Here is an 18,190-nt window from a genome sequence, read left to right as displayed (position 1 = left end):
CCTGCTGTTGCCGGCCAGCGGCCGGCACTACCGCAGGTGCAGGGCGCAGCCCTGCCGCACTCCCCCCACAACATGTGAAGGCCGCGCGGTGACGAGCACACCGCCCCTTCGGCTAACATTCGTCCATGCCGCATACCACCACGACTCCGCCCGCATTGCAGGATGGCGACCTGCTGGCCGCCATCGACCTTGGCTCCAACAGTTTCCACATGGTCATCGCGCGCTACACGCTCGGTCAGCTGCGGGTGATCGACCGCCTGCGCGAGACGGTGCGCATGGCCGATGGCCTGGATGGCAAGGGTGGTCTCTCTTCCGCTGCACGCCAACGTGCACTGGAATGCCTGGCCCGCTTCGGCCAGCGCATCCGCAATGTGCCGCCGCACCGGGTGCGTGCGCTGGCCACCAACACCGTGCGCCAGCTGCGCTCGCCGCAGTCGTTCCTGGTTCCCGCCGAAACCGCGCTCGGGCATGCCATCGAAGTGGTCAGCGGCCGCGAAGAAGCGCGCCTGATCTACCTGGGCGTGGCCCATGCGCAACCACCCAAGCCCGGCCAGCGCCGGCTGGTGATCGATATCGGCGGCGGCTCCACGGAATTCATCATCGGCATGGGCATGCAGACCTTGGAGCGCGAAAGCCTGCAGGCCGGCTGCATCGCCAGCACCCGGCGTTTCTTCCCTGGCGGCAAGCTGAGCAAGAAGCGCTGGAAGGATGCACTGGCCGAGATCGGCCGTGAGTTCCAGCCCTTCGCCAGCAAGTACCGCGCGCTGGGCTGGCAGGAAGCCCTGGGTTCTTCAGGCACGCACAAGGCGATCAGCGAGATATGCGCGACGATGAAGCTGAGCAAGGGCGCGATCACTGCCGAGGCCCTGCCGCAGCTGCGCGATGAACTGCTGAAGGCGAAGAAGATCGACGACATCCAGCTGCCCGGGTTGTCCAGCGACCGCCGCCCGATCATCGCCGGCGGGATCCTGGTACTGGAAGCCGCGTTCCAAGCGCTGGGCCTGCAGAAGCTGCTGGTGAGCAAGGCCGCGATGCGCGAAGGCATCCTGTATGACATCGTCGGCCGCGCCGGCGAGAACGACCTGCGTGATGAATCGGTGGCCGCACTCAGCCAGCGCTACGGCATCGATACCGTGCAGGCCGAGCGGGTGCAGGAGACCGCGCTGTCGCTGCTGGAACAGGTGCAGGATCGCTGGAGGCTCGATGCCGACGATGCGCGCATGCTCGGCTGGGCCGCGCGCCTGCACGAGCTGGGCCTGATGATCGCGCACAGCGGCTACCACGTGCACGGCAGCTATGTGCTGGAGCACTCGGATATCGCCGGCTTCTCGCGCCAGGAGCAGCAGATGCTGGCCGCGCTGGTGCGCAGCCACCGCCGCAGCGTGACCAAGACCGCCTTCGACGCCCTGCCCGAGCGCCTGCTGCTGACCGCACGCCGGCTGGCCGCCCTGCTGCGCCTGGCGGTGCTGCTCAACCGTGCCCATGAGGACGATCCGCTGCCGGCACTGGAACTGACCGCCGACGACAACCGCCTGTCGCTGATCGTGCCGCAGGCCTTCATCGATGCCCGGCCGCTGCTGCGCGCGGACCTGATCGGCGAGACCGATGGCATCGCCGGGCTGGGCATCCAGTTCCGGCCGTTCGTGGCCTGAGCGCCGCGCCCCCACGAGGGGAGTAGGTCACACACCGTTACAGTTCGCGCACGTGCCCCGCGTAGATCTGCTGCGATGCAGCAGATCATGTCGAGCAAGCGCATTCAGCGTGACCGCTAAGCGACTGCTTTTGTTGAGCTTTCGTGAAATCTGATGAAGAAAGCTGGTACAAACCGACATATCCTCTTTACAGAGACTTAACCAACGAGACTACTATCGGGTCATCGGTCCGCTTGTCGGCGGCCGATTTCTTCGACGCCCTTTTTGGCGTCCCTGCACGACCTTAGAGAGAGAGAGCTCGTCATGACTTCACGTACTACCCCCCTGGGGCAGGCCATCCGCTACGCCCTGGCAACCACGGCGGCGCTGTCCGCCCTGCCTGCGTTCGCCCAGAGTGGCGGCACCGCCGCGCCGACCACCCTGGATCGCATCGAGATCACTGGCTCGCGCATCCGCCAGGTGGACGTGGAGACCGCTCAGCCGGTCCTGGCACTGAGCCGGCTGGACATCGAGCGCCAGGGCTTCAGCTCGGTGGCCGACATCCTGCAGAACGTCACCGCGATGGGCAGCCCGGCGATCAGCCGTGCCAACGCGCTGAGCGCTGGCGAGAACACCGGCGGCACCTATATCGACATGCGCAACCTAGGCGCGCAGCGCACCCTGGTGCTGGTCAATGGCAAGCGTCTGGGCATCAGCACCTCCGGCTACCAGGACGTGTCCTCGCTGCCGGTGTCTGCGGTGGAGCGCATTGAAGTGCTGAAGGACGGCGCCTCGGCCATCTACGGTTCCGACGCGATGGCGGGCGTGATCAACATCATCACCCGCTCCAACGTCAACGGCGTGACCGCCAATGTCTACCACGGCCAGTACAGCGAAGGCGACGGTGCCCGTGACCGCTTCGATGTGGTCGGCGGCTGGAGCAACGATCGCGTGTCGCTGACCCTGGCACTGGAGCACTCCGAAGAAAAGAGCGTCTGGGCAAAGGACCGCTGGTTCAGCAAGTACGGCGTGAGCGACCGCCACCCGAACGACGCCTCCAACTGGACCACGCTGAGCCAGTGGGGCCAGGTTACCGGCCTGAAGGGCGGCCCGGGCTGCACCAACGCCACCCAGGGGTGTGGCTACTCGCTCAACCGCGGCGCTGACCCGACCAACCCGGCCAACTACCACCTGACCGACGCAACCCCGTTCACCGGCGACGTCAGCAACGCCAACGAACAGATGCACGTCATGTATCCGCTCAAGCGTGATTCGGTGTACTTCGACGGTCGCTTCAAGATCACCGACCAGGTCAACCTGCGCACCGAATTCGGCTACAACAAGCGTTCGGCCGAGCGCCAGATTGCAGGCTACCCGCTGCAGTCCAGCTCGGTGTCCATCTCCGGTGACCCGACCGCCACCGGCCTGATGTCCAAGGACAGCTACTTCAACCCGTTCGGCACCCAGCACGGCTATGCCAGGCCAACCGACGTGGCCTGGAACCGCCGCACCTGGGAGATCCCGCGCGTGAGCACCAGCGAACTGAAGACCTACCGTGCGGTAGTGTCGCTGGATGGCAGCTTCGAGATCGGCCAGCGCTACTTCGACTGGGACGTGGGCTACCAGTACAACCGCAACGAGCTGACCGCTACCGCCACCGGCAACCTGCACAAGAAGCGCGTGCGTGACGCCGTGGGCCCGTCGTTCCTGGATCCGGCCACCGGCAAGGTGATGTGTGGCCGTCCGGGCGCGGTGATCAGCGGCTGCACGCCGTGGAACCCGCTGGTGCCCTACGGGAAGAACGATCCGAACGGACTGACCGGCAATGAAGAACTGATGGCCTGGCTGTTCCCGGCGGAGCACACCACCGGCCGGACCACCACCAAGAACGCGTTCGCCAATCTGTCCGGCAGCATCCTGACCCTGCCGGCCGGCGACCTGGGCTTCGCCTTCGGTGTGGAAAGCCGCAAGGAAGATGGCCGCTACACCCCCGACGCTCTGGCCCAGACCGGTGCCACCACCAACCTGGCCGCTGGCCCGACCGGTGGCAGCTACAACGTGAAGGAAGCCTACCTGGAACTCAACGTGCCGGTGCTGGCCGACCTGCCCGGCGCACGCGAGCTGAGCTTCAATGCCGCTACCCGCTACTCCAAGTACAACACCTTCGGCAACACGCTCAACAGCAAGTTCGGCTTCAAGTGGAAGCCGATCGACCAGCTGCTGGTCCGTGGTACGTGGGCAGAAGGCTTCCGCGCCCCGACCATCAACGACCTGTACGGTGGTGGTTCGGAAACCTTCGCGCAGTTCAGCGACCCGTGCGACACCGTGTTCGGCTCGGCCAAGGGCAGTGCCGAAGTCCGCGCACGGTGCGCACGTGACATCGCCGATGCAGCCAACTTCCGCCAGCTGAAGCAGGGCAACACGCCGGTAACCACGGCGCAGGATGCCACCCCGACGCCGTTCGTGTCCGGCTCCAACCCGCTGCTGGTTCCGGAGACCTCGACCAGCAAAACGCTGGGCCTGGTGTGGAGCCCGACCTTCCTCAGCAACTTCAACGTGGCGCTGGACTGGTGGAAGATCCGCATCGACAACACCATCGTCGGTGACAGCCCCAACCAGATCCTGAAGGATTGCTATGAGCAGGGCATCGAATCCCGCTGCAGCCGCTTCACCCGCGATCCGTCCAACGGCATCGTCACCGGCCTGAAGTTCGGCAACCGCAATGCCGGTTTCGCCGAGACCGAGGGCTACGACCTGGATGTCAGCTATCGCGTCGACACCGGCTACGGCAAGCTGAGCGCAGGTTGGACCAGTACCTATGTGAGCAAGAACGTCTACCGCTCCACCAATGATGTCCGCGATGCGATCACGCCGATCAACGGCGTTGCCAACACCATCGGCACCGCTACCAGCCTCGCGTTCCGCGTGCGCTCGAACCTGGTGCTGGGCTGGGATGTGGGTGACTTCGGCGTCAGCTGGACCGCACGCTACTACTCCGGCGTGAAGGAGCGCTGCCTCAACGCCTCGCGGTATGCCGACGAATGCTCCGATCCGACCTTCCTGGCCCCGTGGCTGAAGTCGCCGACCGCCTACAACGAGCGGGGCGCGGTGACCTTCCACGACGTGCAGTTCCGCTACAACCTGCCGTGGGATGCAACCGTTTCGGTGGGTGCCAACAATGTGTTCGGCAAGGAAGCGCCGGTGATGTACAGCAAGCCGAACTCGTCGTTCTCCTACTACGGTGGCTACGACATCGGTCGTTTCATGTACATGAAGTACCAGCAGCGCTTCTGATCCACCCGCGTCGCTGACGCTTGTCGACCACGGCCCTTCGGGGCCGTGGTTCTTTCTGATTCTGCGCAGACTGTCGCTTTCCACATTGCCCGTGCTGCGTTCCATCAGGGACCCGGTCCGCTGCCTCGCCTCCGCCGTAACGCCGCAGGCCGGAGCAATCGATTGATCTGCTTCCGCTTTGTGCAGAAGCGTCACACCTGTCTGCACGACTTTCGTCGCTTGCCCATACGTCTCCGCGCCCATCTTCACTAGGTTCGAACATCCACCACCGCGGTGGGATTGACGCAGCCCCGCTTGGCTGTGCTCCGAAGACTTCGAAGACTGAGAGAGAGACCCATGACCATCCGTATTCCCGAGCTCGGGTTGGCGATCCGTCGTGCCCTGGCGGTGACGGCCGCCACCGCGCTGGCCGCCCCCGCATTTGCCCAGCACGCACCGGAAGCCACCACGCTGGACCGTGTCGAGATCACCGGTTCGCGCATCCGCCAGGTCGACCTGGAAACCGCACAGCCGGTGCTGACCATCAGCCGCGCCGACATCGAGCGGCAGGGCTTCAATTCCGTCGCAGACATCCTGCAGAACCTGACCGCGACCGGCAGCCCCGCGCTCAGCCGCGCCAGCCCGCTCAGCGCCGGCGAGAGCGCAGGCGGCAGCTACGTGGACATGCGCGGGCTGGGGGCGCAGCGCACGCTGGTGCTGGTCAACGGCAAGCGCCTGGGCATGACCACTTCGGGTTACCAGGACATTTCCAGCATTCCGGCCGCTGCGGTGGAGCGCATGGAAGTGCTCAAGGACGGCGCGTCGGCCATTTACGGTTCCGACGCGATGGCCGGCGTGGTCAACATCATCACCCGGCGCAACGTCCAGGGCGTGGCGGCCAACGTCTACCACGGGCAGTTCAGCGAAGGTGACGGTGCGCGCACCCAGTACGACGTGGTTGCCGGCTGGTCGAACGACCGCGCCTCGATCAGCGTCGCCGCCGAGCATGTCGAAGAGAAGGGCGTATGGGCCAAGGACCGCGGCTTCAGCGCCTACAGCTACACCGATCGTCATCCGGACGATGGCTGGACCACGGTCGGCCAGTGGGGGCGCATCGTCGGCTTCAAGGGCCCGGGCTGCAGCAGCAGCCGTGGCTGCAGCTATTCCCTCGACCGCGGCAGCCAGCCGGGCGGGCCGGACAGTTTCCACCTCAGTGACAACACACCGTTCACCGGTGATGTCAGCAACAGCAACGAGCAGATGCACGTGCAGACACCGATCAAGCGCGATTCGCTCTTTGTCGACGCACGCATGGATATGAACGACCAGGTCCGCTTCAGTACGCAGCTGGCCTACAACCGGCGTTCCACCACGCGCCAGGTCGCCGGCTATCCGTTCCAGTCCGCTGCGGCCGGCATCACGCCGATGTCCGCCGACAGCTGGTTCAACCCGTTCGGCAGCCACCACGGCTATGAACACCCAAGCGACGTGCACTGGAACCGCCGCACCTGGGAGATTCCGCGGGTCAGCATCAGCGAACTGACCACCTGGCAGGGTGTGGCCGCGTTTGAAGGCAACTTCCAGTTCGTCGGTCGCGAGTTCGATTGGGAAGCCGGCTACCAGTACAACCGCAGCGAACTGGAGCAGCGTGCCACCGGCAACCTGCACAAGCAGCGCGTCGCCGATTCCACCGGCCCTTCGTTCTACAACCCGGCCACCGGCAAGGTGGAATGCGGTACACCGGAGGCACCGATTGCCGGCTGCAAGCCCTGGAATCCGCTGGTACCGTATGGCCAGGATGACCCTTACGGCCTGACCGGCAACAGCGAACTGCAGGACTGGCTGTTCCCCGAGGAAATCACCCGTGGCAGAAACACCACCCGCAACCTGTTCGCCAGCCTCAGTGGAGGCCTTGCCACGCTGCCTGCGGGGGAACTGGGCTTCGCCCTGGGCGTGGAGAGCCGCCGCGAGGAGGGGCGCTTCATTCCCGACGCGCTGGCCCAGACCGGTGCCACCACCAACCTGGCGGCGGGCCCCACTGGAGGGGGTTACCGCGTCGACGAGGCCTACCTGGAGCTGAGCGTGCCGTTGCTGCACGACCTCCCCGGTGCACGCCAGCTGACCCTCGACGCGGCAACGCGCTACTCGGACTACACCACCTTCGGCGGAACCCTCAACAGCAAGTTCGGCGTGTCGTGGAAGCCGATCGACCAGCTGCTGGTCCGTGGCACCTGGGCGCAGGGCTTCCGTGCACCGACCATCGCGAATCTGTACGGTGGGGGTTCGCAGACCTTCACCACCGGCTTCCGTGACCCCTGCGATACGGTGTATGGCGCGGCCGCCAGCAGCCCGGAGGTGCGTGCACGCTGCGCCGCCGACATCGCCAATGCAGACAGCTACCGCCAGCTCGGCCAGGGCAATGAGCCGATCACCGGCAGCAGCGGGCAGACACCGCTGCCCTTCACCAACGGTTCCAATCCCGACCTGAAGCCGGAAACCTCCACCAGCCGCACCCTGGGCCTGGTGTGGAGCCCGACGTTTGCCGAAGGGCTGAACATCGCGCTGGACTGGTGGAAGATCCGCATCGACAACACCATTGTCGCCGACCACCCCAACGACATCCTCCGCGACTGCTACGAACTGGGCATCGCCGAGCGCTGCGGCAGCTTTACCCGCGACCCGGAGCTGGGCATCGTCAACACGCTCAGCTATGGCAGCCGCAACAGCGGTTTCCGCCAGGCCGAAGGCTATGACCTGGAGATCGGCCACAAGATCGAAACCTCCTGGGGCACGTTGAGCGCCGACTGGAAGACCACCTATGTGGTCGCTGCGGAGCAACGGACCACCAACGAGGCGGATGTACCGCCGATTCCCAGCAATGGCATCGCCACCGACGGTGGCATCGGCTTCCGCGTGCGCTCCAACGCATCGCTGGGCTGGGAACGCGGCAACCTCGGCCTGACCTGGGGCCTGCGCTACTTCTCTGCGGTCAAGGAGCGCTGCCTGGGCGTTGATGAGTATCCGAACGAGTGTTCGCACCCCGACCAGCGCGCTCCATGGTTCAGCGGCAGCCGTGACTACAATCGTCGCGGATCGGTCACCTTCCACGACGTGCAGGCACGCTACAACCTGCCATGGGATGCGACCGTCTCGATCGGTGCCAACAATGTGTTCGGCCGCCAGGGTCCGGTCATGTACAGCCAGCCGAGCGCCAATTTCTCCTACTACGGTGGCTTCGACATTGGTCGTTTCATCTACATGAAATACCAGCAGCGCTTCTGATCCACCGCGCTTGCTGCAGCACCGCCACGGCCCTTCGGGGCCGTGGCTCCACGGCAACCGGACCGCCGTCATCCCGTGGTCGCAAAGCGGTCATATCCGCTACATCGCCAGGCCCGAGCATGCCGGAAACCCGGAGGCCCGCCATGCGCTATGCCATCGTCACCGAGACCTACCCGCCGGAAGTGAACGGCGTTGCCCTCACCGTGCAGGGCCTGGAGCAGGGACTGCGCACTTCCGGCCATGACATCGACCTGATCCGGCCACGCCAGGCCAGCGAAGCACGGGACTCGGCGCCAAGTGCGCTGCTGGTTCCGGGCGCCGCACTGCCGCGCTACCCCGGCCTGCGCTTCGGCCTGCCTGCGCCGATCCGGCTCAACCGCCACTGGCAGCAGCAGCGTCCCGATGCGGTCTACATTGCCACCGAGGGCCCGCTGGGCTGGTCGGCGCTGCGCACCGCACGCCGCCTTGGCATTCCGGTCGCCAGTGGTTTCCACACCCGCTTCGACGAGTACCTGCCCGACTACGGCGTGGCCTGGCTGCAGGCCGCGGCGATGCGCTGGATGCGCCGGTTCCACAACCAGGCCGATGCAACCCTGGTGCCCACCCGCGAACTGCAGCAGTTCCTTGTTGAACAGGGCTTCGACCGCGTGCGCCTGCTGGCGCGCGCGGTCGACAGCCAGCAGTTCGATCCCGGCCGGCGCGACCCGGCGCTGCGCGAGGAATGGGGCGTGGACGGCAATGGCCTGGTCGCGATCTACGTCGGCCGCATCGCCGCGGAAAAGAACCTTGGCCTGGCGGTGAGAGCCTTCCGGCGCCTGCAGCAGATCCGGCCCAAAGCCCGCTTCGTCTGGGTAGGTGATGGTCCGGCCCGCGAAAAACTGGCACATGAAAACCCGGATTTCATCTTCTGCGGCATCCAGCGCGGCGAGGCCCTGGCGCGGCATTTCGCCAGCGGTGACCTGTTCCTGTTCCCCAGCCGCAGCGAGACCTTTGGCAACGTGACCCTGGAAAGCATGGCCAGCGGCCTGGCCACCGTCGCATTCGACTACGGTGCGGCCCGCGAATACCTGCGTAATGGCGAGAACGGCGCGGCCGTGGAAAACGATGAGCAGTTCATCGAGGCAGCCGTGCAGCTGGCCGCCGATGATGCACGGCGCCGCGAGTTGGGCAGCAGCGCCGCGCGTGCGATGAAGCGCCTGCATCCACAGCAGGTGGTTGCCGAATTCGATGCGCTGCTGGCCGAGCTGGCCCAGTCGCGGAGGAGCGGCCATGCGCACTACGCCGCTTGAGCTGCTGGCCGGCCGCGAAGCACGGCTGTGCCGCCGGGCCAACCACTACTGCCGGCGTCGCCGTGTGCGCCGGCTGTTCTCGGTCATCAGCCGGCTCGGCGATGGCGTGTTCTGGTACGTGCTGATGGGCGCACTGGTGCTGCTGGACGGCTTCGACGGACTGCGCGCCTCCGTGCACATGGCCGCCACCGGGCTGGCCGCGCTGCTGCTCTACAAAGGCCTCAAGCGCTGGACCCGGCGTCCCCGCCCGTATGCGGCCGATCTGCGCATCCGTGCCTGGGTGGCACCGCTGGACGAGTTCAGCTTCCCCTCCGGGCACACCCTGCACGCGGTGTCGTTCACCATCGTCGCGTTGGCCTACTACCCGTGGCTGGCACCGCTGCTGGTCCCGTTCACCTTCGGCGTCGCGCTGTCGCGGGTGGTGCTGGGCCTGCACTACCCGTCCGATGTACTGGCCGCCACCGGCATTGCCATCCTGCTGGCATCGGCCAGCCTGGCCTGGTTGCCGCTGCCGGTGTGATGGCCGCCGCGCCGGCCGCGCATGGCCCGGCGCTACCGTCATCGTTGATGGCCTAGAATGCAGGCATGACCACGCTGTTCATTTCCGACCTGCACCTGGACCCCAGCCGTCCGGAGATCACCGACCTGTTCCTGCGCTTCCTGCGCGAACAGGCGCCCGGCGCCGATGCGCTGTACATCCTCGGCGACCTGTTCGAAGCCTGGATCGGCGACGACACGCCCTCGCCCGCCGCCGATGCAGTGGCCGACGCGCTGAAGGTGCTCTCCGACAGCGGCGTGCCGGTGTATTTCATCCGCGGCAACCGCGACTTCCTGCTCGGCGAAGACTATGCGCGCCGTGCCGGCCTGCGCATCCTGCCCGACCCGTGCGTGATCGAGCTGTACGGTCGCCCGGTGCTGCTGCAGCACGGTGACCTGCTGTGCACGGACGACATCCCCTACCAGCAGTTCCGTGCACAGACGCGCGACCCGGCATTCCAGGCGCAGTTCCTGTCGCAGCCGCTGGCCGCGCGCATCGCCTTCGCGCAGAAGGCGCGTGATGCCAGCCAGGCACGCCAGGCGGAAATGAAGCAGGGTGACCGCGCACAGTTCGAGACCGTCACCGACGTCGCCCCGGCCGAAGTCGATGCCACCTTCGTGCGCCACGGCGTGGATACGATGATCCATGGCCACACCCATCGCCCGGCGGTGCACACGCTGCAGGCCGGTGGACGCACCTGCACCCGCATCGTACTGGGCGACTGGTACGAACAGGGATCGGTGCTGCGCGTGGATGCCGGCGGCTGGTCGCTGGATACGCTCGCGCGCGAATGATGGATCGCAGGGTGCCAACCAGGGTTGGCATCTACCCGGGCAGGTGCACGCACCCGGGCAGACGCCGCCCTTGGCCGGCGCCTGGCCTCAGCGGAAGCCCGCGATGGTGGCCTTGGTATTGACCAGCACGCGCTGGTTGTCGGCGGTACTGGCGTTGCCCATCGGGATGCCGTTGTAGCTGATGTTCGGGTTGGACCAGTAGTTCAGGCGCGGGCAGCTGCGGGTGCAGTTGTAGGCCATGATCGTGCGCCAGCCGGTGCCGCTGGACGGCTCATAGCGATAACCATGACCATAGGCGTACGGCGAGGTGCTCGGGTCGGTGGCGATATCATGCCGTGCACTCTGCAGGTGGCCGATCTCGTGCGCGAACGAGTAATAGCCTGTCGCGCAATCCCAGTACACCGCCGCGAAGGCGGTGGAAGCCGTCGAGCCTATGCCCGAGGCCAGGCCACAGTACGCACTGTTGTTGATCAGCAGCACGCCCACGTCCGCCGTGTAGGTGTTCCGGCTGGTGTGGATGCTGTCCATGTAGCCGTCGCTGGTGCCACGGAAGCGGGCCAGATCAGTATCGAAGCTGCCCGATTCGGTGTAGTTGGTGGTCTCGTAGCGGGCCAGCTGCATGGTGATGCCCACGTTGCTGTTGACATACCCCTGGTTGGACTCGGCCACGGCCAGCTGCACCAGCGACTGCATGTTGCCGCCATAGGCCGCCACGGCCGCATTGGTCGCCACCACCAGCACGCGGATGGTGGCCGGGGTGCCGGACGACGCCTGTGCGGTACCGATGCGATCGTTGGCGCCCATCGGGATTTTCGGCAGCTGGTTGTAGTCGGCCGGATGGTCGGCCGGCATCCGCGATTCGTCCACTTCCACCAGCACGTGGCGGTTGCCCAGCGGGCGCAGGCGATAGAGCTTGCCGTCCTTGCGGATCGACCCAGTGATGGTGTCGCCCGAGCGCACCAGGATCAGCGAATTGCCCGGATCGTCCTGGCCATTGGACGTGGCAGCGGTCAGCTTGTCAGAAGGGGAGCGGAACTGGCCGTACCAGATGCTGCCGCCATCGGGCAGCGCCTCCACCTTGCTGCGCACCGCCTGCACGCGCCGGCCGAGCAGTTCGAACTCCAGCTGCGGCTGCGCGGTGGCAGCTGCATCGACACGCACTTCCTGTACCGTCGCCGTGGACGGGGTAGCCAGCAGCTTGCCCAGCGCAGGCTCACTGTTTGCCGATGCACGGCTGATGACCGTCACCGGCTCGAACAACGGTGCCGCCTGCGAGGCCGCTGCCACCAACAAACCCAACACCAGGCCACCTGCCGCTTTGCCAATCGATCTGGACAACATTGCGTCGCTCCTTGAATGATGTGAACAGCGTTGATGCAGCACGCCCGGGTTTGCCGGGTTTGGCCATATGGCCTGCGTGGGCCGTGTGAATTCAATAGAAGACGGAGATGAAAATCAGGAACTGTGATCCACCGCATCTACGTTAATTAAGGTCAAAAGCGTCACTACACTTCGCCAATACACCGCTTTCGCGCTACCGTGACGTAGCCACGACGGGACATACACATGGCTCCATCGCAGGACACGGACGAAGATGTCGGCTTGCTGCGGATAGGCCTGTTCTTCGATGGCACCCGCAACAACGCACACAACCTGGCACGCGGTCGCCCCCGGGTTCCGCAGCCACGCCCGGCGCAGCTGCGTGCGGATGACGATTCGACCTACCAGAGCCGGCTGACCAGCAGCTACGACAACGGCCTGACCAACATCGCACGCCTGCAGCAGCTGTATCCGGACAGCCGCCGCGATGCGATGGCCACACCTTCGCTGTCGATCTACGTGGAAGGCGTGGGCACCCGCGACGATGCCGACGACGACCTGATCGGACTGGCGTTCGGCATCGGCGCCAGTGGTGTGCGCGCCAAAGTACGGCGTGCGCTGCAGGTGCTGCTGCCGGCGGCACTGGCCGAGCTGTCCGCACGCTGGCAGCCACCGCTGCGTAGTGTGCAGGTGGATCTGTTTGGCTATTCGCGCGGCGCTGCCTCGGCACGTGACATCGCCAACCAGCTGCAGGGTTGGGACGGCACGCGGTGGCGGCAGCTGCTGCAGGCCTCGGGCCTTGCCTGTGCAACCGACTTCGCCCCGGCCACGCCGGTGCTTCGCTTCATCGGTCTGTTCGACACCGTGGTCGCGGTCAATGGCGGCCGCGCCGAGGAACAGCCGCAACTGGCGCTGCGCCGTGGCATCGCACGCCACGTCGTGCAGCTCACCGCGCGTGATGAACATCGCCAGCACTATGCACTGACCAGCGTGGCGCCGCCGTTCACCGAGATTGCCCTGCCCGGCGTGCACGCCAACATCGGTGGCGGCTACAACCAGCTCGACGAAGGGCCCAAGCTGCTCAGTCGCCCGCGCCGGCAGTTGCTGCGCCGCCCCGCGGTTGCCGACTACCAGATTCCTCCACTGGCGATGCTGCAGGCCACCACGGCCTATGCTGAAACACAGGCCGATGCCGAACGCTGGCGACAGCAGCTGGGCGTGGACGAGAAGGAAATCTGGGTGGATGTCTGGCACCAGTGGCAGCAGCAGCGACGCGCCGGCAGCCGCAGCGTGCTGTTGTCACCGGTGCTGTATGTGACCGCCGCCGTGGTACTGCGCCGGCCCATCGACTGGCGTTACCAGCTGATCGCACTGCAGGTGATGCAGCAGCAGGCCATCGATGCCGGCGTGCAATGGACTGCAAATGCCGCCGAGGTTCCCGGCTGGGAACTGCCGTCCGCCCTGCGGCCTATCGCACGGCGTCTGGTGGCCGGACAGCCACTGACGGCGACACAGGAGGCGCTGCTGCGTCGGCGTTACCTGATGCAGTCGGCGCACTGGAACTTCGATGCGCTGGGCGACACCGCACTGACCTACGCCGCCGATGCCGGCGTCAGCGAACTGCCGTATCGACCAGGCCCTGGCTTGTTCTATATCAACCGGCCAACCGTGGATGGCAAGCGGGTGGTCCTGCCCAACGCATGACGCGCATCCACGCATGGCGTGGATCTACTGGTGCAGCCAGATGAAGTAGATCCACGCCATGCGTGGATGCCGCCAACCGGCGCGGATCAGCCCGCCTGTTCGATCAGGTTGGCCAGCTCATCCGCATCGAACCCGGCCAGCAGGCGCGCTTCCATGTTGAACGGTCCGTGCAGGTAGCCGCCGGCGTACTCCACCAGCAGTTCCTTGAAACGTGCACGCGGTTCGACACCGGCGCGGTCGCAGTACCAGCGGTACCAGCGCGAACCGGCGGCAACATGCGCCACTTCCTCACGCAGGATCACCTCCAGCACATCGGCGGTTTCGCCATCACCGACATTGCGCAGCTTCCCGATCATGCCCGGGGTGACGTCCAGGCCGCGCGCTTCCAGCACGCGCGGCACCAGCGCCATGCGTGCCAGGCCATCGTGCGCGGTCTTTTCGCACATTTCCCACAGGCCGTTGTGCGCGGGGAAGTCGGCGTAGTCGTGGCCATGCACCTGCAGGCGCTCCCGCAGCAGCATGAAATGCCGCGATTCGTCGTCGGCACAGCTGACCCAGTCGGCATGGAACGCCGACGGCAGGCCACGGAAGCGGTACACCGCGTCCCAGGCCAGGTCGATCGCGTTGAGTTCGATATGGGCGATGGCGTGGATGAAAGCGGCCCGCCCTTCCACGCCACCCAGTCCGCGCCGCGGCACTTCGCGCGGATGCACCAGCATCAGCTGCGCCGGCCGGCCCGGCATGCGGATCGGTTCCGGCGGTGGCGCATTGGCCGCCACCTTCAGGCGACCGGCACGGAACGCGGCCGCATACGCCTGGGTCAATGCGACCTTGCGCAGCGGATCGGCTTCAGCCAGGCACTGCTGCGCAGCGCGCAGCAGGTCGCCACCAACGTCGGGCACATCCACCACGCCTGATCCTCAGGCGCGGCGCTTGTGCTTGGCATCGTCCGACCGCAGCTGCTGGATGCGCTCGAAGTAGCCCGGTTCAATGCCGGTCGGGTAGTGGCCGTTGAAGCAGGACGAATCGAAGCTGCGCAGCGCCGGGTTGCCTTCGCTCACCGCCGCTTCCATGTCTTCCAGGTCCTGATAGATCAGCCAGTCGCAGCCCAGGTGGGCCTCGATCTCTTCCACCGTGCGGTTGTGCGCGACCAGCTCTTCAGCCGCCGGCATGTCGATACCGTAGATGTTCGGGTAGCGCACCGGCGGCGCGGCGCTGGCCAGATAGACCTTGCGCGCGCCCGCGTCACGGGCCATCTGCACGATCTGCTGGCTGGTGGTGCCACGCACGATCGAATCGTCCACCAGCAGCACCACGCGGTTGCGGAACTCCAGGTGGATCGGGTTGAGCTTGCGGCGCACCGACTTCACGCGTTCGCCCTGCCCCGGCATGATGAAGGTGCGGCCGATGTAGCGGTTCTTGATGAAGCCCTCGCGGTACTTCACCCCAAGTACGTTGGAGATTTCCAGCGCCGCGTCGCGCGAGGTGTCCGGGATCGGGATGATGGTGTCGATGTCATGATCCGGGCGCAGGCGCAGGATCTTCTCGCCCAGCTTGATGCCCATGCGCATGCGCGCCTTGTGCACCGACACGTTGTCGATCATCGAGTCCGGGCGCGCGAAGTACACGTATTCGAAGATGCACGGGGTGTGCTCGGCCGGCTCGGCGCAGATCTCCGAGAACAGCTCGCCGCGTGCAGTGATGACCAGTGCCTCGCCCGGCTGCACGTCGCGCACGCGCTGGAAGCCCAGCACATCCAGCGCGGCCGACTCGGACGCCACGATGTACTCGTCACCCTCGGCATGGCTGCGCTTGCCCAGCACCAGCGGGCGGATGCCATGCGGGTCGCGGAAGGCGACCAGGCCCAGGCCCAGCACCACGCTGACCACCGCATAGCCGCCCTTGCAACGGCGGTGCACGCCGGCCACCGCGCGGATCGCGGCTTCCGGGCTGAGCTGGCGCTGCTGTTCCAGCTCGTAGGCGAACACGTTCAGCAGCACTTCGCTGTCCGAATCGGTGTTGACGTTGCGGCGGTCCTGTTCGAACACCTGCTGGCGCAGCGCCTCGGTATTGATCAGGTTGCCGTTGTGGGCCAGCGCGATGCCGTACGGCGAATTGACGTAGAACGGCTGCGCCTCGTCCATGCCTTCCGAACCGGCGGTCGGGTAACGCACGTGGGCGATGCCGACGCTGCCTTCCAGGGTGGACATGGTGCGGGCATCGAACACATCGCGGACCAGGCCGGTGGCCTTCTGCACGCGCAGGCGGCTGCCATTGGCGGTGGCGATGCCCGCCGCGTCCTGGCCACGGTGCTGGAGGACGGTCAAGCCGTCATACAACTGCCCGGCGACGTTCTGGTTGCCGACGATTCCGACGATGCCACACATGATGCGAGGTCTCCGCTGGGCTGTGCCCAGTTACAAGGAAGGTGGCCGTACCTGGCCGCGGTGGTCGCCGCGCACGCGGTCGACGTTGGCCGGATCGCCCGGCTCGATACTGTCCGGCAGTGCAGGAGCATCCGGGCGCACTTCCGCCGGATCGTAGGAATCGCCCTGTTCCGCTTTCGCAGGCCGCAGCCATCCGCTGCCTGCCACTACCTGGTTGAGGATGCCATTATCGCCTGCCGCGCCCGGCTTTCCCAACCCGGCGCCTGCGTTCTTGCCCAACTCCATCAATGCAGATGGGGACAGCGCATCGGTCGGCAAGGCCTTGGGCAGCAGATCGGCCCCGGGAACCTCCCAGTGCGGCAGCTTGCTGTTCATCCAGGCAACGGTGGGATTCAGCAGTGGGCGCACCGCCGAGCGCTGCCAAGAGGGTTCGGCAGTCAACGGGGTGAAACTGCCCAGCAGCAGCAGGATCGCTGCGATCAGGCCGCCCCGCACGGCGCCCAGCACCCCGCCCAGCAGGCGGTCCAGGCTGGTCAGCATGCTGCGGTGGACCAGGGCCTTGATGACCATGCCGATCACCGCGACCACGATCATCACGCCGATGCCGACCCCCAGGTAGCCACCGACGAAGTGTTCGCCACCGGGGGCCGCCGGGGCGGCCCACCAATGGGCGGCATCATTGCCGAAGGCGAAGGCCGCCCACACGGCCAGCAGCCACGACAGGGTGCCGATGACGATTCCCACGAAGCCGCGCAGCATCCCCAGCAGGGTGGAGGCGGCGATCACGATCAGCAGCACCACGTCGATCATGGCGCCCCGCTCCTTCGGCGGCGCTGGCAACGCGGCTGCGCGTGGGTCATGGGTGCGGCCGGACCATGCCGGCCACGCCGACCTTGGCGGCAACCTGCGCCTTCAGCTGCTCGGCATCGCCACGGTTGGCCACCGGCCCGACGCGGACGCGATGCAGGGTGCCCTTTTCGGTGCGCACCTGCTCGACAAAAGCACTGAAGCCGGCGGCGCGGACCTTGTCGCGCAGGGCGTTGGCATCGTTGGCCTGGCCGAACGCGCCCAGCTGCACGGCAAAGCCGACGCCGCTGGCGGCCGGTGCTGCCGGCGTGGCCGGGGCCGTTGCCGGCTTGCTGGCGGTGGCCTCCGGCTTCGGCTCGGGCTTCGGGGTTTCAGGCTTCGGCGCCGGCTTCGGCGGCTCGGGCTTGGCCGCCGGAGTGGTCGTTGCAGTCGGCGTACTCGGCGGCAGGCTTTCACTGCGCACCGGGTTGCTGCTGGCCGACGGCGCGGTGGCGGCGGATGGGGTACTGGCGCTCGGCGTAGCCGGTGCCGGGGTGGCTGCCACCGGGGCGCTGCTGTCCGCTGCGGCATCCAGGGTGATCACTTCGGCCTTCACATCGGCACGGATCTTCACCGCCTGCAGGCGGGCGGCCTCGGCCTGTGCACGGTCGGCGTACGGCCCCACGCGCACGCGCCATGCCTGGCGGCCGTTGATGGTCGCCGTTTCGGCGAAGCCCGGCAGCTGCGAGCGCTGCAGGTAGGCAATCACGGCATCGGCGTCGGCCTTGCTGCCGTAGGCGCCGAAGGTGACGGCGTAGTTGCCGGCAGCAACCGCCGGGGAGGTGTCCACGGTCGGCGGAGTGGCCGGCGTGGCGGCGTCCTGCAGCGGCTTGGCCTGCCCGGTCTGCAGGCCGGTGGCACCACCGGCCGGAGCCACCAGCGGTAGTTCACGGGTTTCGAACTGGCCATCGGCCGGCGCGTCCGGCGCGGCGATCGGCACCGAGGCCACACCGCTGTCCGGTGCAGGTCCCTTGACCAGCATCGGCAGGAAAATCACGGCCAGTGCGACCAGCACGATGGCACCAATCAGACGCTGTTTCAGAGGCGTATCCACGTGAGGCGGCAACTGTCCGGAGGTTGCGGTCGATTATACGGGTGCCGGACCGGACGGCGTCGGGATTGGCTG

The 18,190-nt window shown here is 66.6% G+C and carries 12 protein-coding genes; 7 read left to right on the top strand and 5 right to left on the bottom strand.

The features are described 5' to 3' along the window. Window positions 1–125: 125 nt before the first annotated feature. The 6 genes from ppx (at window position 126) to lpxH (ending at window position 10,807) form a co-directional block, all read left to right on the top strand. Window positions 126–1,652 (top strand): exopolyphosphatase, encoded by a 1,527-nt coding sequence (gene ppx, locus N5C25_RS13285; protein WP_019659539.1) that lies wholly within the window; start codon window positions 126–128, stop codon window positions 1,650–1,652. A 303-nt stretch (window positions 1,653–1,955) separates the two neighbouring features. Next, window positions 1,956–4,925, top strand: coding sequence for a TonB-dependent receptor (locus N5C25_RS13280; RefSeq protein WP_279937089.1), 2,970 nt, complete (start codon window positions 1,956–1,958; stop codon window positions 4,923–4,925). 336 nt (window positions 4,926–5,261) lie between these two features. Further along, window positions 5,262–8,186: a TonB-dependent receptor gene (locus N5C25_RS13275; protein ID WP_279937088.1), complete on the top strand. Its 2,925-nt coding sequence runs from the start codon at window positions 5,262–5,264 to the stop codon at window positions 8,184–8,186. 143 nt (window positions 8,187–8,329) lie between these two features. Beyond that, on the top strand, window positions 8,330–9,475 hold the full coding sequence (locus N5C25_RS13270) for a glycosyltransferase family 1 protein (protein WP_279937087.1): 1,146 nt from the start codon (window positions 8,330–8,332) through the stop codon (window positions 9,473–9,475). Next, window positions 9,456–9,995, top strand: a complete 540-nt coding sequence (locus N5C25_RS13265) for a phosphatase PAP2 family protein (protein ID WP_010483928.1) — start codon at window positions 9,456–9,458, stop codon at window positions 9,993–9,995. The genes N5C25_RS13270 and N5C25_RS13265 overlap by 20 nt, the downstream gene beginning before the upstream one ends. Window positions 9,996–10,060: 65 nt before the next feature. Beyond that, a complete protein-coding gene (lpxH, locus tag N5C25_RS13260) occupies window positions 10,061–10,807 on the top strand; it encodes a UDP-2,3-diacylglucosamine diphosphatase (RefSeq protein WP_279937086.1) in 747 nt (248 codons plus the stop codon). 87 nt (window positions 10,808–10,894) lie between these two features. Here lpxH and N5C25_RS13255 read toward each other — a convergent pair whose 3' ends face one another. After that, complete coding sequence (locus N5C25_RS13255; protein WP_279937085.1) at window positions 10,895–12,148, bottom strand: M12 family metallo-peptidase; 1,254 nt, start codon at window positions 12,146–12,148, stop codon at window positions 10,895–10,897. A 225-nt stretch (window positions 12,149–12,373) separates the two neighbouring features. On the opposite strand from N5C25_RS13255, the gene N5C25_RS13250 reads away from it, so the two are divergent. Beyond that, the gene (locus tag N5C25_RS13250) at window positions 12,374–13,831 is read left to right on the top strand and encodes a DUF2235 domain-containing protein (RefSeq protein ID WP_262213489.1); all 1,458 of its coding nucleotides are present in this window, start codon (window positions 12,374–12,376) and stop codon (window positions 13,829–13,831) included. Window positions 13,832–13,917: 86 nt separating this feature from the next. Here the strand turns inward: N5C25_RS13250 and N5C25_RS13245 are convergent, their stop codons facing one another. From N5C25_RS13245 to N5C25_RS13230, 4 genes are read right to left on the bottom strand one after another with little or no spacing between them, the layout of a single operon-like run. Beyond that, the gene (locus N5C25_RS13245) at window positions 13,918–14,742 is read right to left on the bottom strand and encodes a ferritin-like domain-containing protein (RefSeq protein WP_279937084.1); all 825 of its coding nucleotides are present in this window, start codon (window positions 14,740–14,742) and stop codon (window positions 13,918–13,920) included. Between the two features lie 9 nt (window positions 14,743–14,751). Next, entirely contained in the window at window positions 14,752–16,218 is a 1,467-nt protein-coding gene (purF, locus tag N5C25_RS13240) for an amidophosphoribosyltransferase (protein ID WP_049414284.1), read from the bottom strand. 30 nt (window positions 16,219–16,248) lie between these two features. Then, the gene (locus N5C25_RS13235) at window positions 16,249–17,028 is read right to left on the bottom strand and encodes a CvpA family protein (RefSeq protein WP_279937083.1); all 780 of its coding nucleotides are present in this window, start codon (window positions 17,026–17,028) and stop codon (window positions 16,249–16,251) included. A gap of 46 nt (window positions 17,029–17,074) precedes the next feature. Next, complete coding sequence (locus tag N5C25_RS13230) at window positions 17,075–18,118, bottom strand: SPOR domain-containing protein (RefSeq protein WP_279937082.1); 1,044 nt, start codon at window positions 18,116–18,118, stop codon at window positions 17,075–17,077. Between the last annotated feature and the right edge of the window lie 72 nt (window positions 18,119–18,190).

It is taken from the genome of Stenotrophomonas sp. GD03958 (assembly GCF_029839005.1).
Classification (GTDB): Bacteria; Pseudomonadota; Gammaproteobacteria; order Xanthomonadales; family Xanthomonadaceae; genus Stenotrophomonas; species Stenotrophomonas hibiscicola.
This window is presented reverse-complemented; position numbering and strand designations above follow the sequence as displayed.

What these genes read in the sequence shown, in the direction of transcription:
- N5C25_RS13255 (WP_279937085.1), bottom strand. Translation starts at nt 12,148, where the DNA reads ATGTTGTCCAGATCGATTGGCAAAGCGGCAGGTGGCCTGGTGTTGGGT.
- N5C25_RS13270 (WP_279937087.1), top strand. Translation starts at nt 8,330, where the DNA reads ATGCGCTATGCCATCGTCACCGAGACCTACCCGCCGGAAGTGAACGGC.
- N5C25_RS13250 (WP_262213489.1), top strand. Translation starts at nt 12,374, where the DNA reads ATGGCTCCATCGCAGGACACGGACGAAGATGTCGGCTTGCTGCGGATA.
- ppx (WP_019659539.1), top strand. Translation starts at nt 126, where the DNA reads ATGCCGCATACCACCACGACTCCGCCCGCATTGCAGGATGGCGACCTG.
- N5C25_RS13275 (WP_279937088.1), top strand. Translation starts at nt 5,262, where the DNA reads ATGACCATCCGTATTCCCGAGCTCGGGTTGGCGATCCGTCGTGCCCTG.
- N5C25_RS13280 (WP_279937089.1), top strand. Translation starts at nt 1,956, where the DNA reads ATGACTTCACGTACTACCCCCCTGGGGCAGGCCATCCGCTACGCCCTG.
- N5C25_RS13235 (WP_279937083.1), bottom strand. Translation starts at nt 17,028, where the DNA reads ATGATCGACGTGGTGCTGCTGATCGTGATCGCCGCCTCCACCCTGCTG.
- purF (WP_049414284.1), bottom strand. Translation starts at nt 16,218, where the DNA reads ATGTGTGGCATCGTCGGAATCGTCGGCAACCAGAACGTCGCCGGGCAG.
- N5C25_RS13265 (WP_010483928.1), top strand. Translation starts at nt 9,456, where the DNA reads ATGCGCACTACGCCGCTTGAGCTGCTGGCCGGCCGCGAAGCACGGCTG.
- lpxH (WP_279937086.1), top strand. Translation starts at nt 10,061, where the DNA reads ATGACCACGCTGTTCATTTCCGACCTGCACCTGGACCCCAGCCGTCCG.